20 protein-coding genes and 1 tRNA gene are annotated in these 19,299 nt (G+C 71.0%); 12 read left to right on the forward strand and 9 right to left on the reverse strand.

All coding sequences use genetic code 11. The features are described from left to right. Positions 1 to 21 precede the first annotated feature (21 nt). The 3 genes from ACXN5W_RS22280 to ACXN5W_RS22290 form a co-directional block, all read right to left on the reverse strand. The gene (locus tag ACXN5W_RS22280; RefSeq protein ID WP_473160288.1) at positions 22 to 1,119 is read right to left on the reverse strand and encodes an iron-containing alcohol dehydrogenase family protein; all 1,098 of its coding nucleotides are present in this window, start codon (positions 1,117 to 1,119) and stop codon (positions 22 to 24) included. Beyond that, positions 1,107 to 1,838: a phosphocholine cytidylyltransferase family protein gene (locus ACXN5W_RS22285; protein ID WP_473160289.1), complete on the reverse strand. Its 732-nt coding sequence runs from the start codon at positions 1,836 to 1,838 to the stop codon at positions 1,107 to 1,109. The genes ACXN5W_RS22280 and ACXN5W_RS22285 overlap by 13 nt, the downstream gene beginning before the upstream one ends. Before the next feature lie 170 nt (positions 1,839 to 2,008). Beyond that, the gene (locus tag ACXN5W_RS22290) at positions 2,009 to 2,797 is read right to left on the reverse strand and encodes a hypothetical protein (RefSeq protein ID WP_473160290.1); all 789 of its coding nucleotides are present in this window, start codon (positions 2,795 to 2,797) and stop codon (positions 2,009 to 2,011) included. 195 nt (positions 2,798 to 2,992) lie between these two features. Between ACXN5W_RS22290 and ACXN5W_RS22295 the strand changes: the two genes are divergently transcribed. After that, entirely contained in the window at positions 2,993 to 4,087 is a 1,095-nt protein-coding gene (locus ACXN5W_RS22295) for an aminotransferase-like domain-containing protein (RefSeq protein ID WP_473160291.1), read from the forward strand. A 473-nt stretch (positions 4,088 to 4,560) separates the two neighbouring features. Next, complete coding sequence (gene corA / locus ACXN5W_RS22300; RefSeq protein ID WP_473160292.1) at positions 4,561 to 5,703, forward strand: magnesium/cobalt transporter CorA; 1,143 nt, start codon at positions 4,561 to 4,563, stop codon at positions 5,701 to 5,703. Positions 5,704 to 5,827: 124 nt separating this feature from the next. Here the strand turns inward: corA and ACXN5W_RS22305 are convergent, their stop codons facing one another. Beyond that, positions 5,828 to 6,496, reverse strand: coding sequence for a hypothetical protein (locus ACXN5W_RS22305; protein ID WP_473160293.1), 669 nt, complete (start codon positions 6,494 to 6,496; stop codon positions 5,828 to 5,830). A 117-nt stretch (positions 6,497 to 6,613) separates the two neighbouring features. Here ACXN5W_RS22305 and ACXN5W_RS22310 point away from each other — a divergent pair, with 117 nt between their 5' ends. Together ACXN5W_RS22310 and ACXN5W_RS22315 are read left to right on the forward strand one after the other, a co-directional pair. Further along, positions 6,614 to 7,144 (forward strand): peptidylprolyl isomerase, encoded by a 531-nt coding sequence (locus tag ACXN5W_RS22310; protein WP_473160294.1) that lies wholly within the window; start codon positions 6,614 to 6,616, stop codon positions 7,142 to 7,144. 33 nt (positions 7,145 to 7,177) lie between these two features. Further along, the gene (locus ACXN5W_RS22315; protein WP_473160295.1) at positions 7,178 to 8,086 is read left to right on the forward strand and encodes a rhomboid family intramembrane serine protease; all 909 of its coding nucleotides are present in this window, start codon (positions 7,178 to 7,180) and stop codon (positions 8,084 to 8,086) included. 262 nt (positions 8,087 to 8,348) lie between these two features. On the opposite strand, the gene ACXN5W_RS22320 is transcribed toward ACXN5W_RS22315, so the two are convergent. Then, positions 8,349 to 8,774 carry a PH domain-containing protein gene (locus ACXN5W_RS22320; protein WP_473160296.1) on the reverse strand — a complete coding sequence of 142 codons (426 nt, stop codon included), beginning with the start codon at positions 8,772 to 8,774 and terminating at the stop codon, positions 8,349 to 8,351. Between the two features lie 141 nt (positions 8,775 to 8,915). Here ACXN5W_RS22320 and ACXN5W_RS22325 point away from each other — a divergent pair, with 141 nt between their 5' ends. The 6 genes from ACXN5W_RS22325 (at position 8,916) to ACXN5W_RS22350 (ending at position 14,788) form a co-directional block, all read left to right on the forward strand. Continuing rightward, on the forward strand, positions 8,916 to 10,088 hold the full coding sequence (locus ACXN5W_RS22325; protein WP_473160297.1) for a thiolase family protein: 1,173 nt from the start codon (positions 8,916 to 8,918) through the stop codon (positions 10,086 to 10,088). Between the two features lie 59 nt (positions 10,089 to 10,147). Further along, positions 10,148 to 10,696, forward strand: coding sequence for a hypothetical protein (locus tag ACXN5W_RS22330; RefSeq protein ID WP_473160298.1), 549 nt, complete (start codon positions 10,148 to 10,150; stop codon positions 10,694 to 10,696). Positions 10,697 to 10,851: 155 nt separating this feature from the next. Further along, complete coding sequence (locus ACXN5W_RS22335) at positions 10,852 to 11,550, forward strand: response regulator transcription factor (RefSeq protein ID WP_473160299.1); 699 nt, start codon at positions 10,852 to 10,854, stop codon at positions 11,548 to 11,550. 181 nt (positions 11,551 to 11,731) lie between these two features. Further along, positions 11,732 to 13,135 (forward strand): sensor histidine kinase, encoded by a 1,404-nt coding sequence (locus ACXN5W_RS22340; protein ID WP_473160300.1) that lies wholly within the window; start codon positions 11,732 to 11,734, stop codon positions 13,133 to 13,135. 111 nt (positions 13,136 to 13,246) lie between these two features. After that, the gene (locus tag ACXN5W_RS22345; RefSeq protein WP_473160301.1) at positions 13,247 to 13,858 is read left to right on the forward strand and encodes a hypothetical protein; all 612 of its coding nucleotides are present in this window, start codon (positions 13,247 to 13,249) and stop codon (positions 13,856 to 13,858) included. Positions 13,859 to 14,077: 219 nt separating this feature from the next. After that, the gene (locus tag ACXN5W_RS22350; RefSeq protein WP_473160302.1) at positions 14,078 to 14,788 is read left to right on the forward strand and encodes a glycosyltransferase family 2 protein; all 711 of its coding nucleotides are present in this window, start codon (positions 14,078 to 14,080) and stop codon (positions 14,786 to 14,788) included. Positions 14,789 to 14,863: 75 nt separating this feature from the next. On the opposite strand, the gene ACXN5W_RS22355 is transcribed toward ACXN5W_RS22350, so the two are convergent. Together ACXN5W_RS22355 and ACXN5W_RS22360 are read right to left on the reverse strand one after the other, a co-directional pair. Continuing rightward, entirely contained in the window at positions 14,864 to 15,742 is an 879-nt protein-coding gene (locus ACXN5W_RS22355) for a transketolase family protein (RefSeq protein WP_473160303.1), read from the reverse strand. Continuing rightward, on the reverse strand, positions 15,742 to 16,443 hold the full coding sequence (locus tag ACXN5W_RS22360; protein ID WP_473160304.1) for a transketolase: 702 nt from the start codon (positions 16,441 to 16,443) through the stop codon (positions 15,742 to 15,744). Before ACXN5W_RS22360 ends, ACXN5W_RS22355 begins: the two co-directional genes overlap by 1 nt. 49 nt (positions 16,444 to 16,492) lie before the next feature. Between ACXN5W_RS22360 and soxR the strand changes: the two genes are divergently transcribed. Further along, a complete protein-coding gene (soxR, locus tag ACXN5W_RS22365) occupies positions 16,493 to 16,927 on the forward strand; it encodes a redox-sensitive transcriptional activator SoxR (RefSeq protein ID WP_473160305.1) in 435 nt (144 codons plus the stop codon). A 4-nt stretch (positions 16,928 to 16,931) separates the two neighbouring features. On the opposite strand, the gene ACXN5W_RS22370 is transcribed toward soxR, so the two are convergent. Then, positions 16,932 to 17,909, reverse strand: a complete 978-nt coding sequence (locus tag ACXN5W_RS22370) for an NAD(P)H-quinone oxidoreductase (protein WP_473160306.1) — start codon at positions 17,907 to 17,909, stop codon at positions 16,932 to 16,934. Between the two features lie 174 nt (positions 17,910 to 18,083). On the opposite strand from ACXN5W_RS22370, the gene ACXN5W_RS22375 reads away from it, so the two are divergent. Further along, positions 18,084 to 18,170: transfer RNA gene (locus tag ACXN5W_RS22375), tRNA-Ser, on the forward strand. A 344-nt stretch (positions 18,171 to 18,514) separates the two neighbouring features. Here the strand turns inward: ACXN5W_RS22375 and ACXN5W_RS22380 are convergent. Beyond that, positions 18,515 to 19,174 carry an RloB family protein gene (locus ACXN5W_RS22380; RefSeq protein WP_473160307.1) on the reverse strand — a complete coding sequence of 220 codons (660 nt, stop codon included), beginning with the start codon at positions 19,172 to 19,174 and terminating at the stop codon, positions 18,515 to 18,517. Positions 19,175 to 19,299 lie beyond the last annotated feature (125 nt).

The following is a 19,299-nucleotide window of genomic DNA, read 5'->3' on the forward strand; positions in this document are numbered from 1 at the left end:
GTCGTCGAGGACGGGGTCGGCTCAGCCACGGTGGTCATCGAGGGCCGGGGCGTGGTCGTCGAGGGCGGTAACGGCGGCAACGTAGTCTCCGAGCCGACGGCGGATCTCCGTGGCACTCAGGTCGAGGTGTTCGAGGATGGTGTACCGGTCCGGCCGGGTCCGCGGCGCGAAGGCCACCGCGTCGGCGAACTGTTCGTCGTCCAGTCCGACCTCGGCCGGGGTACGCGGCAGGTTGTGCCGGGCCAGGCAGGCCGACATCTGTCGCAGCCGGCGCTCATCGCCGCGCAACCAGGTGCAGAACAGCGCGCCGAGTCCGGCCAGTTCACCGTGCGAGGCGGTGTCGGGGAAGAGCGAATCGATGGCGTGCATGATCTCGTGACAGCCACCGCTGGCCGGTCGGCTGCTGCCGCACACCGCCATGGCGAGCCCGCTGGAGATCAGCCCCTCGGCAAGCACGATGACGAAGTCGTCGTCGGCCATGTCGCCCGGGTGGTTGATGAGCGCCTCGGCGGCCGCCCGGGCCAGTGAGGCGGCCAGCCCGTCCACCGGTTCCGCGCGGACCTTCCGGGCCAGTTCCCAGTCGGCCAGCGCGCTGATGTTGCTGATCACGTCGCCGATGCCGGCCCGGTTGTGCCGTTCGGGTCCGCTCTCCACGAAGTCCAGGTCGACGATCACCGCGATCGGGATGTGTACCCCGTAGGACCCCTTGATCCCGTCGGTGACCAGGCTGGCCACCGGGGAGGCGATGCCGTCGTTGGCCAGGGCGGTGGCGACCGAGACCATCGGCAGGCCGCGGCGCATCGCGGCGTACTTGGCGACGTCCACGGTCTTGCCGCCGCCGATGCCGACCACGGCGTCGTACGAGCGGGTCCGTAGCTTGCCGCCGAGTTCGAGGGCGGCATCCAGGGTGCCACCCGTGGTGGTGAAGACGTCCGCCGAGCCGAGCGTGGGCCGGATCAGCTCGGCGATCTTCTCGCCCTGTCCCGGTCCGACGACCACCGCCACGTCACCGCCGGCCGAGATGCGTCCGTCCGAGAGGATCCCGCCCAGGTCGGCCACGGCCCCCCGCCGCACGTCGATGTGCAGCGGGGCCTGGACGGAGCGGGCTAGTAGCGGCACGCGATCTCCCGGGCCCGGGCCAGGTCCTCGTGGTTGTCGACCTCTACCCACTCGACGTCGCCGATGGCCGCGCCGCGTACCTCGCCGCCCCGGTTCGCGTACTCCTGGTAGCCGTCCTCGTAGTAGAGGTTGGGGTCACGCCGCCAGGTGGCCTCCAGTGCGTCGGCCAGGTCCGCCGCCACCCGTGGCTCGATGAGCGTGGCGCCGATGTACTCCCCGTACGCCTCGGTCGGGTCCATCAGCTTGGTGATCCTGGTGAGCTGGCCGGCGGAGTCGAAGGTGGTCTTCATCTCCTCGTCGGCGAGCTTCTTGACCGTGTCCAGGGCGAGCAGGATGCCGGGTCCGCGCTCGGCGAGCAGCGTCCGCTCGACGCTCACCGGGTGCACGGTGTCCCCGTTCACCAGCAGCGCGCCGCGCGCGAAGTGGTCCCGGGCGAGCCACAGGGAGTAGGCGTTGTTCCACTCCTCGGCCTTGTCGTTGTACACCAGCGTGATCTTGACGCCGTACTTCTCCTGAAGGGCGTCGACCCGCGACTCGACCGCCCCGGCCGCGTAGCCGACCACGATCACCACGTCGGTGAGCCCGACCTCGGCGAGGTTACGCAGAGCGATGTCGAGGATCGTGGTCTCCCCGTCCACCGGCACCAGCGCCTTGGGCAGCGTGTCGGTGTACGGACGGAGCCGGCGCCCCGCACCAGCGGCGAGCACCATTCCGATCATGGAAACGGATCCTCCCTCAAGACAACAGTCGTCCGCGGAAGGATAGCGCCGGCTACCGGTCGCGGCGGCGTCAGCCGGTGTTCGGCCCCCGTTCATCGGAGTGTGCCGACCCGGGTCGAGCGGGGTGTTCAGTCCGGCCCGGCCGGGTGCTCACCTGGGCCCGGCCGGGTTCAGCCGGGCAGCGCGGCAAGCTCGGCCAGCAGCGACAGCCGTTCCTGGGGGGTCAACGCGGCGTACGGTCCGGCGGCCCGGCGGTCGGTCTCCTGCTCGATGGCCTGCCGTTCGGGTCCGGGGGTCAGGGCCACGATGCTCTGCGCCGTGTGCCCGGCCGCCGCCCAGGCGGCCGCGTGCGCGTCGGCCCGGTGGTAGCGCAGCACGCCCAGCCGGTTGAGCAGCAGCAGACCCGGCGTCGCCCGGACCGGCTCGTACGGCGGGGCCACGGTCCGGAACGCGGGACCGGCGTCCGCCTGCGCCGCCCTGAGCAGCCGGCCCAGCATGCCGACCAGCCGGGCCACCCGGTCGTCGTGGCTACGCCACAGCGCGGCGATGACCTCGGCGTGCAGCTCGTACAGCTCGGCCAGGAAGGCCAGCCCGCGTTCGGTGGCGGCGAACCCGCCGTCGATCCGTTGGATCATGCCGTGTGCCACCTGGCGGTCCAGCGTCCGGCGGCACTCGGCCGGGTCGTGGTACCGGGTGACGGCGGCGAACCCCGGGTCGTCCACCACACCGCCCGGGGCGGCCAGCCGGGTCCGGAAGTCGATCAGGAAGGCGATCGCGGCCGGTCCGCCGTACCGCTGGACCAGTCGGCTGCCACCGCCCAACCGCACGGCCGCCATGGCGGCCACGAAGACCCGGTCCACGGCGGGGGCGACGAGGGCCGCGATCCGGTATCCGGGCAGCGACACCAGATCGGTCCCGTCGGTCCGGGTCACCCGTTCCGGGGTCGCCGGACCGGTCACCGACCGGCCGTCCCGGTCAGGTCCGCGATGATCAGCATGCCGACACGGCGGAGAGGGCCCACGTCGGCAAGATTAGTGACCATCGGGGTGATCGGGACAGCCGGAGGGGCGGCGAGGCGGAGATCACGGTTCAGCATGCGGACACGGGCGGAACCAGTGTCCCGGCCGCCCTGGTCACCCGTACGCTCGGTAGTCATGACTGCGGAGCAGCTGATCTCCTTCGCCCGTGGGGCACCCTCGTTGGACATTATCGATGTCGACGGGCTCAAGGCCGCGGCCGTACGCGCCTTCGAGACCGACCCCGCCGGCATCACCGCGTACGGGACCAGCGTCGGTTACCCGCCGCTGCGCGAGTGGATCGCGCGCAAGCACGGCGTGAACACCGACCAGGTGCTGATCACCAACGGGTCGTTGCAGGCCGATGCCTTCCTCTTCGACCACCTGGTGAAGGCCGGCGACGCCGTGGTGGTCGAGCGCCCGACGTACGACCGGACCCTGCTGAACCTCCAGCAGCAGGGCGGCCAGGTCCACGGTGTGGCCATCCAGCCGGACGGCGTGGACACCGCCGAACTCCGCAAGCTGCTGGAATCCGGGGTACGCCCCAAGCTCGCGCACATCATCCCGAACTACCAGAACCCGGCGGGTGTGACGCTCTCCCTGAGCAAGCGCAACGAGCTGCTCGAACTCGCCGCGGAGTACGGGTTCACGATCTTCGAGGACGACCCGTACGCGGACATCCGGTTCCGTGGCGAGCGGCTGCCGTCCATGCTGTCGCTGGACCGGCGGGGCGTGGTGGTACACGCCTCCAGCTTCACCAAGACGGTCTGCCCCGGCGTCCGGGTGGGCTATCTGGTCGGTCACCCCGAGCTGATCGCCGCGATCGCCAAGCGAGCCACGAACCTGTACATCTCGCCCGGGTTGGTGGCCCAGGCGATCGTGCACCAGTTCTGTGTCTCGGGTGACATCGACCGGTCCATCGCCACCGTCTCGACGGCGCTGGGGGAGCGGGCCCAGGCACTGGCCGAGGCGCTGCGCCGGCACATTCCGGAGGCCCGGTTCACCGAGCCGGACGGCGGCTACTTCCTCTGGATCGAGCTGCCCGACGACGTACACAGTGACGACCTGGCGCCGGCGGCGTCCCGGCGCGGCGTGGCGGTGGTCAAGGGCAGCGACTTCGTCCTGGAGGGCGGCCAGCACGCGGTCCGACTGGCCTACTCGGCGGTGTCGGTCGAACAGATCGAGGAGGGGGTGCGCCGGCTGGCCGAGGCGGTCCGGGAGGTACGCCGCTGACGCCGAGCGCGTCGTCAAGGTTGTCGCGAGTTTCTGTCAGAAACATGACAGAAACTCGCGGATCCGGGGTGTGGGCCTTTTCTGGAACCGGTGACCGGCACACAATGCTCCGAGCGTCGTTCCCACGCACGTGGTCGCGGTGGCCCGCCGGTCACCCGGCGTCGAGGGGACGATGCCCAGGAACACGACCCCCGCCCCCAAGGGCGCCGGGTGGGCCGCTCGCACCTCATCCCCCCGACGCGGCCGGTCCACCCGGCGCCGCCCCCAACCGACGCCGACGCGGTCGTGCCCCGTCGATCGATTCAATCGGTCGTCGTCGTTCGCACCCCGGTCGATCGGGGCTGCCGCACCGCGCGGATCGGGATTGCGGCGGCCCCGTCCGGCGTACCCGGTGAGCTATCGGCGATCATGCTTTCCGCCGTCACCGGCGTACCCTGCAATCCGCGGGAGACCGGCGGAGAGGGGGCGGCGCGATGGCGGAACGGATCGAGCAGGGGCATCCGCGTGGTGACGGCGTCGGCCGGCCGAGGAACCGGGCCTGGGCAGCGCCGGTACGCGCGATGACCCGCATCCTGTCGCCGGACGGGCAGCGTCCCACCCCGCACACCGCGGAGGAACGGGACTCGGTCGTCGACTGCGGCCTGTACGTCAACGGCCAGCGCCAACCCGGTGACTGGCACTACGCCGACGCTCTCGCCGAGGCGCGGGACCGGCAGGACGCCTTCGTCTGGGTCGGGCTGCACGAACCGACCGCCGCCGCGATGACCGGCATCGCCGAGGCGTTCGGGCTGCACGAACTGGCCGTCGAGGACGCGGTCAAGGCCGAGCAGCGACCCAAGCTGGAACGGTTCGGCGAGGTCAACTTCCTGGTCATGCGCACCGCCCGGTACTGCGAGCACGACGAACTGACCGAGACCTCCGAGGTGGTGGAGACCGGCCAGGTGATGCTGTTCATCGGGCCGAACTTCGTGCTCAGCGTCCGGCACGGCGACGCCTGCCGGCTCGCGCCGATCCGTGCCGACCTGGAACGCAAGCGCGACCTGCTGGAACAGGGCCCGTGGGCGGTGGCGTACGCGGTCACCGACCGGGTGGTCGACCTGTATCTCGAGGTGGCCGACAAGATCGAGGACGATCTGGACGAGCTGGAGGCCGAGGTCTTCGCCCGGCAGGCCAGTGGCCGGATCCAGCGGATCTACCAGATGAAGCGGGAACTGGTCGAGTTCAAGCGGGCGGTGATCCCGTTGCAACGGCCCATGGTGCTGCTGACCGGGCAGCTCAACCGCGAGGTGCCCAAGGAGATCCGGCGCTATTTCCGGGACGTCCAGGACCACCTCAGTCGGACCGTCGAGCAGGTCAACTCGTACGACGACCTGCTCAACTCGATCCTTCAGGCCCGGCTGGCGCAGGTGACCGTCGAGCAGAACAACGACATGCGCAAGATCGCCGCGTGGGCGGCGATCGCCGCCGTCTGGACGGCCTTCGCCGGCATCTACGGGATGAACTTCAAGTACATGCCCGAGTTGGGCTGGAAGTACGGCTATCCGGGGGTGTGGGCGCTGATCCTGGTGATCTCCTTCGCCCTCTACCGCTGGTTCCGGCGCAACGGCTGGCTCTGACCGCCCGCCGCGACGCTCCCGGGCGCTGCCTGCCACCTCCCGCCGCTACGCGGCAGCGGGCGGCGGGCGTTAGGAAGGGCCCCTTCCTATACAAAAAGCGATAAGAAGGGGCCCTTCCTTTCCCTCACTTCTTGGCGGCTGGCGTGGCCTTCTCGGTGAGCGAGGCGGTCGCCGAGCCGGGCTTGTCGCCGCTGGTGGTGGCGCGCTGCGTCGTCGTGCTGGCGGTGGTCTGATCCGGGGTGACGGCCGTCTCCGGAGCCGTGGCGGCCGCCGCCGCGAGGTCGCTCTCGGTCCGGGCGGTCGGGTCGCTCGTCGGCTGGCCCGGTGACGTCGCCGGGCTGGCGACGGGGTTCAGCGAGGCGGCCGGGTCGTAGGCGTTCCACTCCTGGTTGTCGCGTCGCCGGCGCATGACCATCCCGCCCACGGCGCCGACCGCGGCACCCACGGCGAGCACCTTGGCCGCCTTCGACAGCCGGGACTTCTTCTTTTTCTTCCCGAGGTTCGCCGGCTTCACCTTGCGGGTCGCGGTGCCGGCCTGCCGGGCCCCGTCGGCGGCGGCCACCGCGAGCGGCGCCAGCGCGCTCATGGTGCTGCCCCACCGACGCTGCGCACCGTCACGCACCTTGACCGCGCCCGGTGCCACCCGGTCCCGTGCGGCGTTCACCCGGGGCCCGACGGTCGCGCCCATCCCGTCGGCCGCGTGCGAGGCCGCCTGGACGAAGTGGTCCAGGCTCTCCCCCAGCTCTGTCCTGACCAGATCGCGATGGCGCTTGCGTCGCCCGTTTCCAAACACCGGTCTCCACCTCCTGTGTGGTTCCTCCGCCATCCTCCATTACCGGATGCCTCCGTACCGCCAGAACGGGCACATGGGAGGATCCGCATGGAACTGACCAACGACTGAGGAGTACCCGTGGCCGAGACCATCTACGCCACCTTGCACACCAATCACGGCCCGATCCGGCTGGAGCTGTTCCCGAACCACGCGCCCAAGACGGTGCGCAACTTCGTGGACCTGGCCGAGGGCAACCGCGAATACACCGATCCGCGTACCGGCCAGCAGGGGTCCGGGCCGTACTACGACGGCACCATCTCGCACCGCGTGATCAGCGGCTTCATGATCCAGATGGGTGACCCGACCGGCACCGGTCGGGGCGGACCCGGCTACCAGTTCGCCGACGAGTTCCACCCCGAACTGCGGTTCGACCGGCCGTACCTGCTGGCCATGGCCAACGCCGGCCCGGGCACCAACGGCTCGCAGTTCTTCATCACGGTGGGCCCGACCCCGCACCTGAACAACCGGCATACCATCTTCGGCCAGGTCGCGGACGAGGACTCGGCCAAGGTGGTCGAGTCGATCGCCAACACCCCGACCGGTCCGGGCGACCGGCCGCGGCAGGACGTGGTGATCGAGCGGGTCGAGATCGAGCGATCCGGGAACTGACCACTCCCAGCGAACCGAGGTATTTTTGCTGGCATGAGTGAATCTCCCCCGACGACGCCGGTCTGCTACCGACACCCGTCGCGGGAGACGTACGTCCGGTGTACCCGCTGTGACCGGTCGATCTGTCCGGACTGCATGCGGGATGCCTCGGTGGGCCACCAGTGCCCCGAGTGCGTGGCGCTGGGCCGTCGGACCCAGCGGCCGGCGCGTACCGCCTTCGGTGGCGGTGCCGCCGGCCGCCACGGCTACGTCACCAAGACCCTCATCGGGCTCAACGTGGTGGTGATGCTGATCTCGGTGGCCTCCTCCGGGGCCGGCAGCGCGGTGGCCGGTGGCGGGTTGGGCGGCCTGATGGGCAACGGGACCCCGCTGACCCGCTGGGGTTCGGTACTCGGCCTCGCCCACTACCAGGACTTCAGCCTGCACGGCGTCGCCGAGGGCGAGTGGTACCGCCTGCTCACCGCGATGTTCCTGCACTACGGCGTCGTGCACCTGCTGCTGAACATGTGGGCGCTGTGGATAGCGGGCCGCATCCTGGAGTCGGCGCTCGGTCCGGCCCGGTTCCTGGCCCTCTACCTGGTGGCCGGCCTGGGCGGCAACGTGGCGGCGTACCTGTTCAGCGCGCCGAACCAGCAGACCGCCGGCGCCTCGACGGCCATCTTCGGCCTCTTCGGCGCGCTTTTTGTGATCATGCGCCGGCTACGCAGGGACACCTCGGGTCTGGTGCCGGTGCTGGTGGTGAACCTGATCTTCACGTTCGCCGTGCCGACCATCAGCATCGCCGGGCACCTCGGTGGCCTGGTCGCCGGCGTGCTGATGGCGCTGGTCCTCGCGTACGCCCCGCAGCGGCGACGCGGCACGGTCCAGCTCGTCGGCGGACTGGCGTTGGCGCTGCTGCTGGTCTGTCTGACCATCGCCCGCACCGCCATACTCCTCGCCTGACCGGGCCATACTGCTCGCCGCGCGGGCCGGAAGATGGTCTCGGCCATCCGGCCCGTTCTGCCAGATCCGGCCCGTCCTGTCACCGGCCGCGTGGGGACGTTCGATCGCAGCCGGACGATCGTGGATTCCCACTGCCCTCCCGGGGGCAGCAGGAATCCACGATCACCAGCCACGGGTCATACCGAACATCCAGACCTGGCTGACCATGACGGGTGACCGCGCGCTGGCAGGTCGCCACCAGCTCGTCACCGCAGATGCAGGGTCAGTTCGGGGACGCCGGGCGGTGGACCGCCCGCAGCACCTCCACGACGTCGGCCGGCTCCGCGCCCAGGTCGTACCGGCCGAACAGGTACAGCGCGTCGCCAGTGTCGATCTCCAGCGTCCCGGTGCGCAGCCCGCGCCGGGTCCGGCTGTCCAGGTCGATCCGTTCGACCTGGGCCCAGTCCAGCCGGCGCCGCCCGGCGTACCCGCGTGACACCCACAGCCCGGCGGCGTCGGCGGCCAGTCGGACCGGCGCGACCAGGTCCCGGCCGGCCCAGCCGACCAGCCCGGCGGCGGCCACCGCACCGACGGTGAGCCGGACCGGATCACCGTCGGAGAACAGCAGCGCGAGCGCCAGCAGCGCCGCCGCGCCAGCCAACTTGAGGGTGGGTACGACCCGTGGCACCCGCCAGATCGCCGGTTCCATCCGCCCAGCATGCCAGCCGACCACCGAGACTGGTTGAGCACACCGGCCGGCGTGCCGCGCCGGTACGTCATGATCAACAGTGGTGCGTGGGCGGGCCGGGTGGGGTTACGATCGGAGCCAATCGGTTACCGGGGAGTAGACATGCGGGACGCGGTCATCGTCGAAGCGGTACGGACCCCGGTCGGGCGGCGTCGCGGCGTGCTCGCCGGCGTACACCCGGTGGATCTGTCCGCGTACGTGCTGCGAGCGTTGGCCGAGCGGGCCGGGTTCGATCCCACCGAGGTCGACGACGTGGTCTGGGGCTGCGTGTCGCAGGTCGGCGAGCAGGCGTGGAACGTCGGGCGAAACGCCGTACTGGCCGCGGGGTGGCCCGAGTCGGTGCCCGGCACCACCCTCGACCGGCAGTGCGGGTCGAGCCAGCAGGCGTTGCACTTCGCCGCTGCGGCCGTGGTCGCCGGCCAGGCCGACCTGGTGGTCGCCGGCGGGGTGGAGTCGATGACCCGGGTGCCGATGGGCGCCAGCGTGGGGGCCGGCCTGCCGTACGGGGACCAGGTACGTGAGCGCTACCGCGGGGTCGAGGGCTTCTCGGCCGACGAACCGGTGCCGTTCAACCAGGGCGTCGGAGCCGAACTGATCGCCCGGCGGTGGGGTTTCTCCCGCGCCCAACTCGACGAGTACGCCCTGGCCAGCCACGTCCGGGCGGCCGCCGCCCAGGACGCCGGAGCGTTCGACGACGAGATCGTCCCGGTACCCACGGGGTTCGGTGAGAAGGCCGACCGGGACGAGGGGATCCGCCGGGACACCAGCCTGGAACGGCTGGCCGAACTGCCGACGCCGTTCCGGGCGGACGGTGTGGTGACCGCCGGGTCGGCGTCGCAGATCTCCGACGGGGCGGCGGCGCTGGCGGTCACCACCTCGCAGTGGGCCCGCGAGCACGGGTTGCGCCTGCTGGCCCGCGTCCACACCGCCGTGGTCGCGGCGGACGATCCGGTCACCATGCTGACCGCGCCGATCCCCGCCACCGCGAAGGCGCTGCGCCGGGCCGGACTCGGCATCGAGGAGATCGGCGTGTACGAGGTGAACGAGGCGTTCGCGCCGGTGCCGCTGGCCTGGCTGGCCGAGACCGAGGCGGACCCCGACCGGCTCAATCCCCGGGGTGGCGCGATCGCGCTGGGCCACCCGCTCGGCGGCTCCGGTGCGCGGATCATGACCACCATGCTGCGCCACATGCGGGACAACGGGATCCGGTACGGCCTCCAGACGATGTGCGAGGGCGGTGGAATGGCCAACGCCACCATCGTGGAACTTCTGTAATTTTACTTTCATCCATGTCACGCCGCGTCATCGCGAGTGCACCTATCGTTATTGCTGACATGGACGTGTTCACCCGGACCTTCCTGCCGGCCGCCGCCGAAGCCGCGGTGGCGATTCCCACTGTCGGCCGGCACCTGCCGGTGCTGCGCCGGTGCGTCGAACCCGGCGACGCGACCGTGCTGGTCAGCCGGTGTGCCCGCCCCGGTGGACCGGCACACCCCGGTTACCTGCTGCTGCTGACCGGGCACCGGTTCGTGGTCACCACCGAGACCCGGTTCACCCACCGGCTCCGGCTGCACCTCAACGCCGAACTGCGGCACCTCGACCACGTGACCTGGAACCCGGACCACCGGAACGGTCTCGTCGAACTGGCCGTCACCGCCATCGACGGGGTCCGCGAGCGGTTCCTGATCCGAGCCGGCGACCCCCGCCGGGTGTGGCGGCTGGACGCCCTGCTCAGCCACGCCTTCCGGGTGCCCGCGCCGCCCTGCCCGCCCCGGTACGCGACCGGCCCGGTGCCCGCGCCGACCGGCGCCGTACCCGGATCGGTCGGCACCGTCCCCACCGCGTCGACCAGACTCACCCGCCCCACCCCAGCCATCGCCTAGCCGAAAGGAAGGGCCCCTTCTTATCGCTTTTTGTATAGGAAGGGGCCCTTCCTGACGCCCCTGACGCTGGTTCTTGGCGAGCGCCGAACATCCTCTTACCTGGCTCGAACACGTCCCGCCTGTGCGACCGCCGCCGCGTCGGCCATCATTGGCCGGTGCTCACCGACGTGCCGCAGCGCGGACTGGTCCTGGTGGTCGAGGACGAGCCGGCCATCGCCGACCTGGTCCGGCTCTACCTGCGTCGGGACGGATTCGGCGTACACATCGAACAGGACGGGGAGGCCGGACTGGCGGCGGCCCGGCGGCTGCGGCCGGTCGCCTGCGTCCTGGACATCGCCCTGCCCGGCTTGGCCGGCACCGAGGTGTGCCGGCGCCTGCGGCAGGACGGGGACTGGACGCCGGTGATCTTCCTGACCGCCCGGGACGACGAGGTGGACCGGGTGGTCGGGCTGGAACTCGGCGCCGACGACTACGTGACGAAGCCGTTCAGCCCGCGCGAACTGGTGGCCCGGGTCCGCGCCGTGCTGCGCCGCACCGCCGGCGATCCGCCCGGGACCGAGCGGTCCCGGACGGCCGGGCCGGTCACCCTGGACCCGACGCGCCGGACGGTCACCGTCGAAGGGTCGCCGGTACGGCTCACCTCGACCGAGTTCGACCTGCTCGCCCACCTGATGGGCCGGCCCGGCCGGGTCTTCACCCGGGAGGAACTGCTGGCCGCCGTCTGGGGCTACGCCGCGCACACCGGCACCCGTACCGTCGATGTGCATGTGGCGCAGGTACGCGCCAAGCTCGGCCCCGGCGCCGCCGACGTGATCCGCACCCATCGCGGCGTGGGCTATGCCTGCCCCGGCTGAGCCGCCTCCGCCCGGCGAACGGCCGGTGTGGGCTGGACCCGGGCCGGTTGAGCCGCCTCCGCACGGTCAGCGGCCGGTGTGGGCTGGGCCCGGGCCGGCCGAGCCGCCGCGGCACGGTCAGCGGCCGGTGTGGGGCGGATCCGGGTCGGTCGAGCCCTCCGCGCGCGGCGAGCAGCCGACCATGGCGCTGCCCGTCATCGGTGGCCGTCCGGTGGCCGAACCGCCGCCGCGCCGCCGACAACCGGGCCGGACCCTCACGGCCCGAGCCGTCCTGGTGAGCTGCGCGGTGGCGCTGGTCTCGGTGCTGGTCACCGTCCTGGTGGCGGTGCCACTGGCCGCGCGGACGGCCGACCGGCAGGAGCGTCAGGCGCTGGCCGCGCAGGCGAACCTGGCCGCCCAGGCACTGCGCCCCCGGATCGACCGGGGTCGCACCGCCGACGAGGAGCGGATCATCCAGCAGTTGCGTAACCAGGACATCGACGCGTACCTGGTCCGGGACGGCCAGCCGGACCGGGCGGGGCTGCCGTCCGTGGTGCTGCAACGACTGGCCGCGGGCCGCAGCTTCTCCGGGCGGCGACTGGTCGGCGACCGGGTCGCGCTGGTCGAGGCGCGTGCCCTGCCCGGTGGCAATGGCGTGGTCCTGGTCCGCCCTGTCTCCAGCGGGCTGTGGCTGCGGATCGCCGGTGGACTGTGGCTGCCGCTGTCCGCCGGCCTGGCCGCCGGAGTGGTGGCCGGGCTGCTGCTGGCCCGGCGGCTCGCCCGGCCGATCCGCAACGCCGCCACCGCCGCGCACCGGCTGCGTTCGGGGGACCGGGACGTCCGGGTTCCGGTCGAGCCGCCGGAGGAGGCGGCGGAACTGGCGTACGCGCTGAACGGCCTGGCCGAGGCGCTGGCCACCAGCGAGGGCCGACAGCGGGAGTTCCTGCTGTCCGTCTCGCACGAGCTGCGGACGCCGTTGACCGCGATCCGGGGGTACGCCGAGGCGATCGCCGACGGGGTGGTGGACGCGGACGGCGCTCGGCGGGCCGGGCAGACCATGCTGTCCGAGGCGGAGCACCTGGACCGGCTGGTCAGCGACCTGCTCGCGCTGGCCCGGCTGGAGGCGGCCGACTTCGCCCTCGAACCGATGCCGGTGGAACTGGGCCAGTTGCTGCGGGCGACCGTGGAGACCTGGACACCACGGTGCGCGGCGGCGGGCGTGGAACTGCGGGCGGAGCTGCCCAGCGCTCCGGTGGCCGTCTACACCGATCCGGGACGGATCCGGCAGGTGCTCGACGGGCTGTTGGAGAACGCGCTCCGCGTCGTACCGCCGGGTGCGCCGGTTGTGCTGGCGGCGTACCCGGTGCCCGAGGGTGGCCTGCTGGAGGTCCGCGACGGCGGACCTGGCTTCACCGACGACGATCTCGCGGTGGCGTTCGAGCGGGGCGCCCTGCACCAGCGCTACCGAGGCATCCGCAAGGTCGGCAGCGGCCTCGGGCTGGCACTCGCGGCCGGCCTGGTACGCCGGTTGGGTGGCGTCATCGGCGCGGACCACGCCCCCGAGGGTGGGGCCCGGTTCACGGTCCGGCTGCCCGCACCGCCCTGACCGAGTGCCGGGTGCCGGGTGCCGGGTGCTCTTACCAAACCCGAACATCGGCCTGACGGTGCGCTCGCGTGGGTACGGCAGTCTGGCCGTATTCCACAGGAAGGACGGACGATGAAGCGTTGGGGAGTTGCCATCGGCACGGCGTTGCTGGCCGGGACGGTCGCGCTGGGCCTGACCGGATGCGGCACGCCGCAGCAGGCCGCGGACTCCGCGCAGCAGGCGGCGGTGGACGTGGCCGCGGCCATGGGCGCCGACGGTCAGGCGCTGGCGGCCATGGGCTTCGACACCGCGCAGATCGCCGCGGCGGATCCGTCGCCGGACCTGGCGGCCACCGATGCCGCCGACCCGAGTGCGAGCCCCGGTGCCGACAAGGGTCAGCGCAAGCAGCGGGCGGAGGCGTGGCGCAAGCGGCACGGGGCGCGGGTACTGCTGCGCCGGAACACCCTGCACGGCGAGGTCGTGGTCCAAGGCAAGGACGGTACGAAGACCGTGGCGGTCCAGCGCGGCACGGTGACCGCGGTCAGCGACACCTCGGTGACCGTGAAGTCGACCGACGGCTTCACGATGACCTGGACGTTCGACCCGAAACTGCGGGTCGTCGAGCACCGGAGCACGATCCAGGCCAGCGACGTCAAGATCGGTACCGAACTGGGTGTGGCGGGTGCGAAGGACGGCGACAAGGGCGTGGCCCGACTGATCGTCATCCCGAACAAGAAGAAGTAGCCGACGTCTCGTAGGGGCGGCGGGGTGTCCGGTTCGCCGGGCGTCCCGCCGCCCCGATTGGTTCAATCGAACCGGACCCTTCGGCGAAAGAGGGCTCCGGCCCAGGTGGGAGCGCTCGCCCCCGGGCCGGGCGAGAGCGGTATGACCAGCGCCGGGCATAGTGATCGAACAGCTTCGGATACGCTGTCGGAGATTTGTCGACTCACCACGGAGATTCTCGTGAAGCTCTCGATCCTGATGCCGGTCTACAACGAGGCCGAACGCATCGCCGACGCGCTCAAGCAGGCGCTAGCCGTGGACTACCCCTGCGACATCGAACTGGTCGTGGTCGACGACGGTAGCAAGGACGGCACCGCGGAGATCCTCGCCGCGGCGGACGACAACCGCGTCCGGGTGATCACCCACCAGCGCAACGCCGGCAAGGGCGCGGCGATCAAGACGGCCGTGGACAACGCCGAGGGTGAGTACATGGTCATCCTCGACGCCGACCTCGAATACGACCCCAACGACATCCCTCGGCTGCTGGCCCCGGTCCTCGACGGCCGCGCCACGGTGGTCTACGGAAATCGGACCTTCGGCAGCCACAGCGCCTACAGCTTCTGGTACGTCATGGGCAACAAGGCCGTGACGACCGCCGCCAACGTGCTCTACAACTCGTACATCGGCGACCTGGAGACCTGCTTCAAGCTGCTGCCGGTCGCGCTCTACCGGTCGTTGACGATCAAGTCGCGCGGTTTCGGCATGGAGGCCGAGGTCACCGGCAAGCTGCTGCGCCGCAAGATCCGGCCGTACGAGGTGCCGATCAGCTACCGGGCGCGGGGTCGCGACGAGGGTAAGAAGATCACCTGGCGGGATGGCGTCGAGGCGCTGTGGATCCTCAGCCGCGAGCGGGCCCGCCGGCCCCGCGCGCTGAGCTCCGGAGTCAACTGACCGAACCGTACCCACCCGGAAGTCGGCCCCGAGAGGAAGCCGACCTCCGGATCCCGGCCGCAGCCCGACCGGACGTCAGTCGAGGAACGCGGTGATCGACCGCCGTAGTCCGGCGGCGTCCAGCCCGTGCCACCGTGCGTGGTCGGCCGGGTTGCCGTAGCGGTGCAGGTCGACCTCTCCCACCCCGAGCGCGAGCAGCCGGTGCGGCCGGTCCGCCAGCGCCCGGCTCAGCGCGGCGGACGAGGTCCCGGCCAGGTACGGCTCGACCAGCACCACGTCCTGGCCCGCCAGTTCACGCAGCCCCGTGGCGTCGAACGGCCGTGGCGTGTGGGTGTAGGCCACCGTCACGTCGAGCCCGGCCACCGCCGCGAGGGTCGCGTTCAGCATCGGGCCGACCGCCACCACCAGCGGCGCACCGGCCGAACCCCGACGTACCGGGATGAGCCGGTCCGCGTCGGGATAGCCCCTCCCGTTGGTCTGGCTGGACAGCCGCAGGTAGACCCGGTCATCGCCGTCGCCGGCGCGCCGCAGCAGCGCGGAGACCTCGTCCGGGTGGCCCGGAACCCGGACGGTCCAGTCGGCCAGGGTGTCGAACAGGGCCACGTCGCCGGGAGACATGTGGGTCCGGCCCATCGACGACCCGTCGTACGAGGCGCCGACGCTGACCAGCACCGCACCCGTGCCCTGGTGGTCGAGGTCGAGCTTGATCTGCTCGTACGCCCGGTCCACCACGAACGTCGCGTAGGAGTGGACGATCGGCCGCAACCCGGTCAGGGCGAGTCCGCCGGCCACCCCGACCATCAACTGCTCCCGGATGCCCACGTTGAGCACCCGGTCCGGGTGGCGGCGGGCCGCCGGTTCGAATGCCGCCGCCGAGATGTCGGCGAGGACCAGCGCGGTTCGCGGGTCGTCGGCCAGCAACCGCGTCGTCGTGTCGATGAACGTCTCGCGCATCACGCCTCCCCGGCCCCGATCCGGGCGACCACCGCGTGTGGCCGGTCGGGCCGGTGTCCGGTGAGCGCCGCGTGGATCTCGTCGTGGTTCCGGCCGTTCACCGTGTCGGCGGTCCAGCCGTTGCTGGTGAAGCGGCTCGCGATGCCACCCGGCCAGCCGTGGGTGGCGGACTCGTTGTCGACGACGATGGCGGTCAGGCTGTCCAGTCCGGTGGCGCCGGCGTAGGCGATCGCCTCGTGGTTCGAACCCTCGTCCAACTCGGCGTCGCCGAGCAGGACGTACACCCGGGGGTCGGTGCGGCCCTGGGCCCGCAGGCCCAGCGCGGTGCCCACGCCCAGTCCCAGGCCGTGGCCCAGCGAGCCGGACCCGATCTCCACGCCCGGCACCAGCAGCCGGTCCGGGTGGTGACCGAGCCGACTGTCCGGCCCCGCCACGTCGTCCAGCCAATCCGCCGGGATGAACCCCTTCGCCGCCAGTACGGCGTAGTAGGCGGCCGGTCCGTGCCCCTTGGAGAGCAGGAACCGGTCCCGGTCCGGGTCGTCCACGCTCGCCGGGGAGACCCGGAGAACCCGGTCGTACAGCACCCACAGCACATCGAGGGTGCTGTGTGCGCTGGGCGCGTGCTTCTCGTCCCCGGTGACCCGGCTCAGCAGCGGTGCGACCGAGGCCACCCGGTTCACCGTGTTCGTCAACTGGCTCATCTGGCTACCCTGCAACTTGAAGTCCGCTTCAACTCAAGGCGAGGTCGTCATGCAGGACACTCTCACCATCGGCGACCTCTCGGCCCGGTCCGGGGTGGCGCCCTCGGCGCTGCGGTACTACGAGCGGCTGGGCCTGATCAGAGCCGGGCGCACCGGCGGCAACCAGCGCCGGTACGAGCGTGCCGAGCTGCGCCGGGTGGCGTTCATCCGGATCGCCCAGCAGGTCGGCGTCCCACTGGCGGAGATCCGGACGGCACTCGACGGGCTGCCCGACTCCCGCACCCCCACCCGGGCCGACTGGAACCGGCTGTCCAACCTGTGGCGGGCCAGGCTGGACGAGCGGATCCGGCAGCTCAACCAGCTCCGGGACGACCTGACCGGCTGCATCGGCTGCGGTTGCCTGTCGCTGCAACGGTGCCGCCTCTACAACCCGGGCGACGTCCTCGCCGCCGAGGGCCCCGGCCCCCGCCGCCTGCTGAGCTGAGGCGCTACTCGCGGACCAGCAGCACCTTGCCCAGGTGGTCGCTGGACTCCAGCAGCCGATGCGCCTCCGCCGCCTGCGCCAGCGGGAACCGGCGGTCCACGACCGGGCGGATCTTCCCGGCTTCGATCAACGGCCAGACCTGCTCACGTACCCCCTGAACGATCGCGGCCTTGTCCTCGACGGGCCGCGACCGTAGCGCGGTGGCCGAGATGCTGGCCCGCTTGGCCAGCAGGGCCCCGAGGTCCAGTTCGCCCTTGCGCCCGCCCTGCATGCCGATCACCACGAGCCGGCCGCCGGTGGCCAGCGCCGCGATGTTCCGACCCAGGTACGCCGCGCCCATGATGTCCAGGATGACGTCGGCGCCCCGCCCGCCGGTGGCGGAGCGGATCTCCTCGACGAAGTCCTGCGTCTGGTAGTCGATCGTGTGGTCCGCACCCAGCTCGCGCAGCGCGTCATGCTTACGGGCCCGCGCGGTGACCACGACTGTCGTGCCGAGCGCCTTGCCGAGCTGGACGGCGAACGTACCGATCCCGCTGCCCCCGCCGTGCACCAGCAGGGTGTCCCCGGACGCCAGGCCGGCCAGCCGGACCACGTTCGACCAGACCGTGCAGGCGACTTCGGGCAACGCGGCGGCCTCCACCGGGTCCACACCGGCCGGCACCGGCAGGACCTGCCCGGCGGGTACGGCCACCCGCTCGGCGTAGCCGCCGCCGGCGAGCAGCGCGCAGACCGGCTGCCCGACCTCCCAGCCGGTCACCCCGGTGCCGACCGCCGCGACCACACCCGCACACTCCATTCCCGGGTACGCCGACGCGCCGGGCGGCGGTGGATAGTGCCCCTGACGCTGCAACAGGTCGGCCCGGTTGACCCCGCTGGCCCGCACGTCGATCAACACCTCGTCCGGACTCGGCTCCGGATCTGGCACCTCCGCCCAGACCAGAGCCTCCGGACCACCGGGCTTGGGGATCGTGATCGCGCGCATGGCCCAGTCATACCCCACGGCGGGCGTGATCCACGCCCCGGCCCGCCCCGATCACCCGGGTGCGGCGATCGACGCCGCCCGCCCGCCGATCCACGCCGGGGTCCGCCGATCACCGGAGTGTCGCCGGGTCATGGCAGACTAGGAACCGCGAATCCGGTACGCCGGTTCGCGCCGGGAGGGTTCGCCTAGTGGCCGATGGCGCTGGTCTTGAAAACCGGTAAGGGGGCAACCTCTTCGTGGGTTCGAATCCCACACCCTCCGCATCCTGAGCGGCAGTGTCCTGCGGCCAGCGCAGACCGCTGGTCTGAGGCATTTCTCGCTTTGCGAATCGGTCTCACTTCGTCCCTCTGAGGGCCGTCGCATCTCACTGGTTGTGTCGTATCCGTGTCGGCGCTACTCCGCCCTCGGTGCCCAACGCCCCCTTGATGTGCTTCCGGGCCGCTTCGTCCTGTCCGTCGATGCAGGAGGCGTAGACCTTCAACAGAACGCGCACGCTGTGTTCGGCCACCGCGCTACCTACCTCGCCGGTACGCCCATAGCGACACGGCAGCCATGGCTCGCTCCGTCGAGGTGTGGGTCAGCAGCAGACGGGATGGCCGCGATGTTCATTTCATGGCTGGCGATCCGGCCGAATCCTTCAACGTCTGCACCAGCTTCCATACACCGGTAGATGGGTTAGATCCCGTCGGTTTACCGTTCCGGGCATGCTGGTTTTCGAGTGCTATCGCTCTACGAACCGCCTCTTCCTGTCGGCCAACCAACTTCTGGCAGTCTAGGCTTTTCTCGTATCCCGGAAGGTGCCGACGAATGATCGCCTTGAGGTCGTCCGAGGTAACGTGACGTGTACACGGATCGAAGTGGAGCGCGGGCCAGATTTCGAAGCATGGGTTCGAGATCGCCATACTTACCCCTTGGCGTGCTGCTAGTCGAACCGCCTCCTCTAGCCGAGCATGGTCGTCGACATCGCAGACGCACCAGACCGAGTCGTAGCGCATGTAATCGTCCCGACTTCTTCTCGCCTGCCGAGAGGAGTCTCGGAGCATTCGTGATGCTTCTTTTACGAGCCTCAGGGGATCTCCTTGCTCCCGAGAAATCTCAATCGTCACGAGAGTTCCACGCAACTCTTTCCGCAGGTGCTCAAAGTACTCGCGCTCCGTTACGATCCCCTCGCACAGCAGAAGAAAACGCTGACGAACCTCGCGGCTGCCTCTTCGTCTCTGTAACCCACTGGCCGAAGTTGGTTTACGCGGAGGCAAGCGCTTCACCCTCCCGTCGGCTTAGAGACTGTCGGGTAACTGGGCAGCTACGTGGTGAGAAGTCGTTCGGCGTTGATGCGTTGGGCGGCTTGCCGCTCGGTGGAGTTGTTCCAGCGAGTCGTCTGACGGGCCAG

This window comes from Plantactinospora sp. A48 (assembly GCF_055793945.1).

Coding starts and splice junctions, on each gene's coding strand:
- soxR (WP_473160305.1), top strand. CDS start 16,493: ATGCAGGACACTCTCACCATCGGCGACCTCTCGGCCCGGTCCGGGGTG.
- ACXN5W_RS22360 (WP_473160304.1), bottom strand. CDS start 16,443: ATGAGCCAGTTGACGAACACGGTGAACCGGGTGGCCTCGGTCGCACCG.
- ACXN5W_RS22285 (WP_473160289.1), bottom strand. CDS start 1,838: ATGATCGGAATGGTGCTCGCCGCTGGTGCGGGGCGCCGGCTCCGTCCG.
- ACXN5W_RS22345 (WP_473160301.1), top strand. CDS start 13,247: ATGAAGCGTTGGGGAGTTGCCATCGGCACGGCGTTGCTGGCCGGGACG.
- ACXN5W_RS22330 (WP_473160298.1), top strand. CDS start 10,148: ATGGACGTGTTCACCCGGACCTTCCTGCCGGCCGCCGCCGAAGCCGCG.
- ACXN5W_RS22355 (WP_473160303.1), bottom strand. CDS start 15,742: ATGCGCGAGACGTTCATCGACACGACGACGCGGTTGCTGGCCGACGAC.
- ACXN5W_RS22315 (WP_473160295.1), top strand. CDS start 7,178: ATGAGTGAATCTCCCCCGACGACGCCGGTCTGCTACCGACACCCGTCG.
- ACXN5W_RS22325 (WP_473160297.1), top strand. CDS start 8,916: ATGCGGGACGCGGTCATCGTCGAAGCGGTACGGACCCCGGTCGGGCGG.
- ACXN5W_RS22320 (WP_473160296.1), bottom strand. CDS start 8,774: ATGGAACCGGCGATCTGGCGGGTGCCACGGGTCGTACCCACCCTCAAG.
- ACXN5W_RS22340 (WP_473160300.1), top strand. CDS start 11,732: ATGGCGCTGCCCGTCATCGGTGGCCGTCCGGTGGCCGAACCGCCGCCG.
- ACXN5W_RS22295 (WP_473160291.1), top strand. CDS start 2,993: ATGACTGCGGAGCAGCTGATCTCCTTCGCCCGTGGGGCACCCTCGTTG.
- corA (WP_473160292.1), top strand. CDS start 4,561: ATGGCGGAACGGATCGAGCAGGGGCATCCGCGTGGTGACGGCGTCGGC.
- ACXN5W_RS22370 (WP_473160306.1), bottom strand. CDS start 17,909: ATGCGCGCGATCACGATCCCCAAGCCCGGTGGTCCGGAGGCTCTGGTC.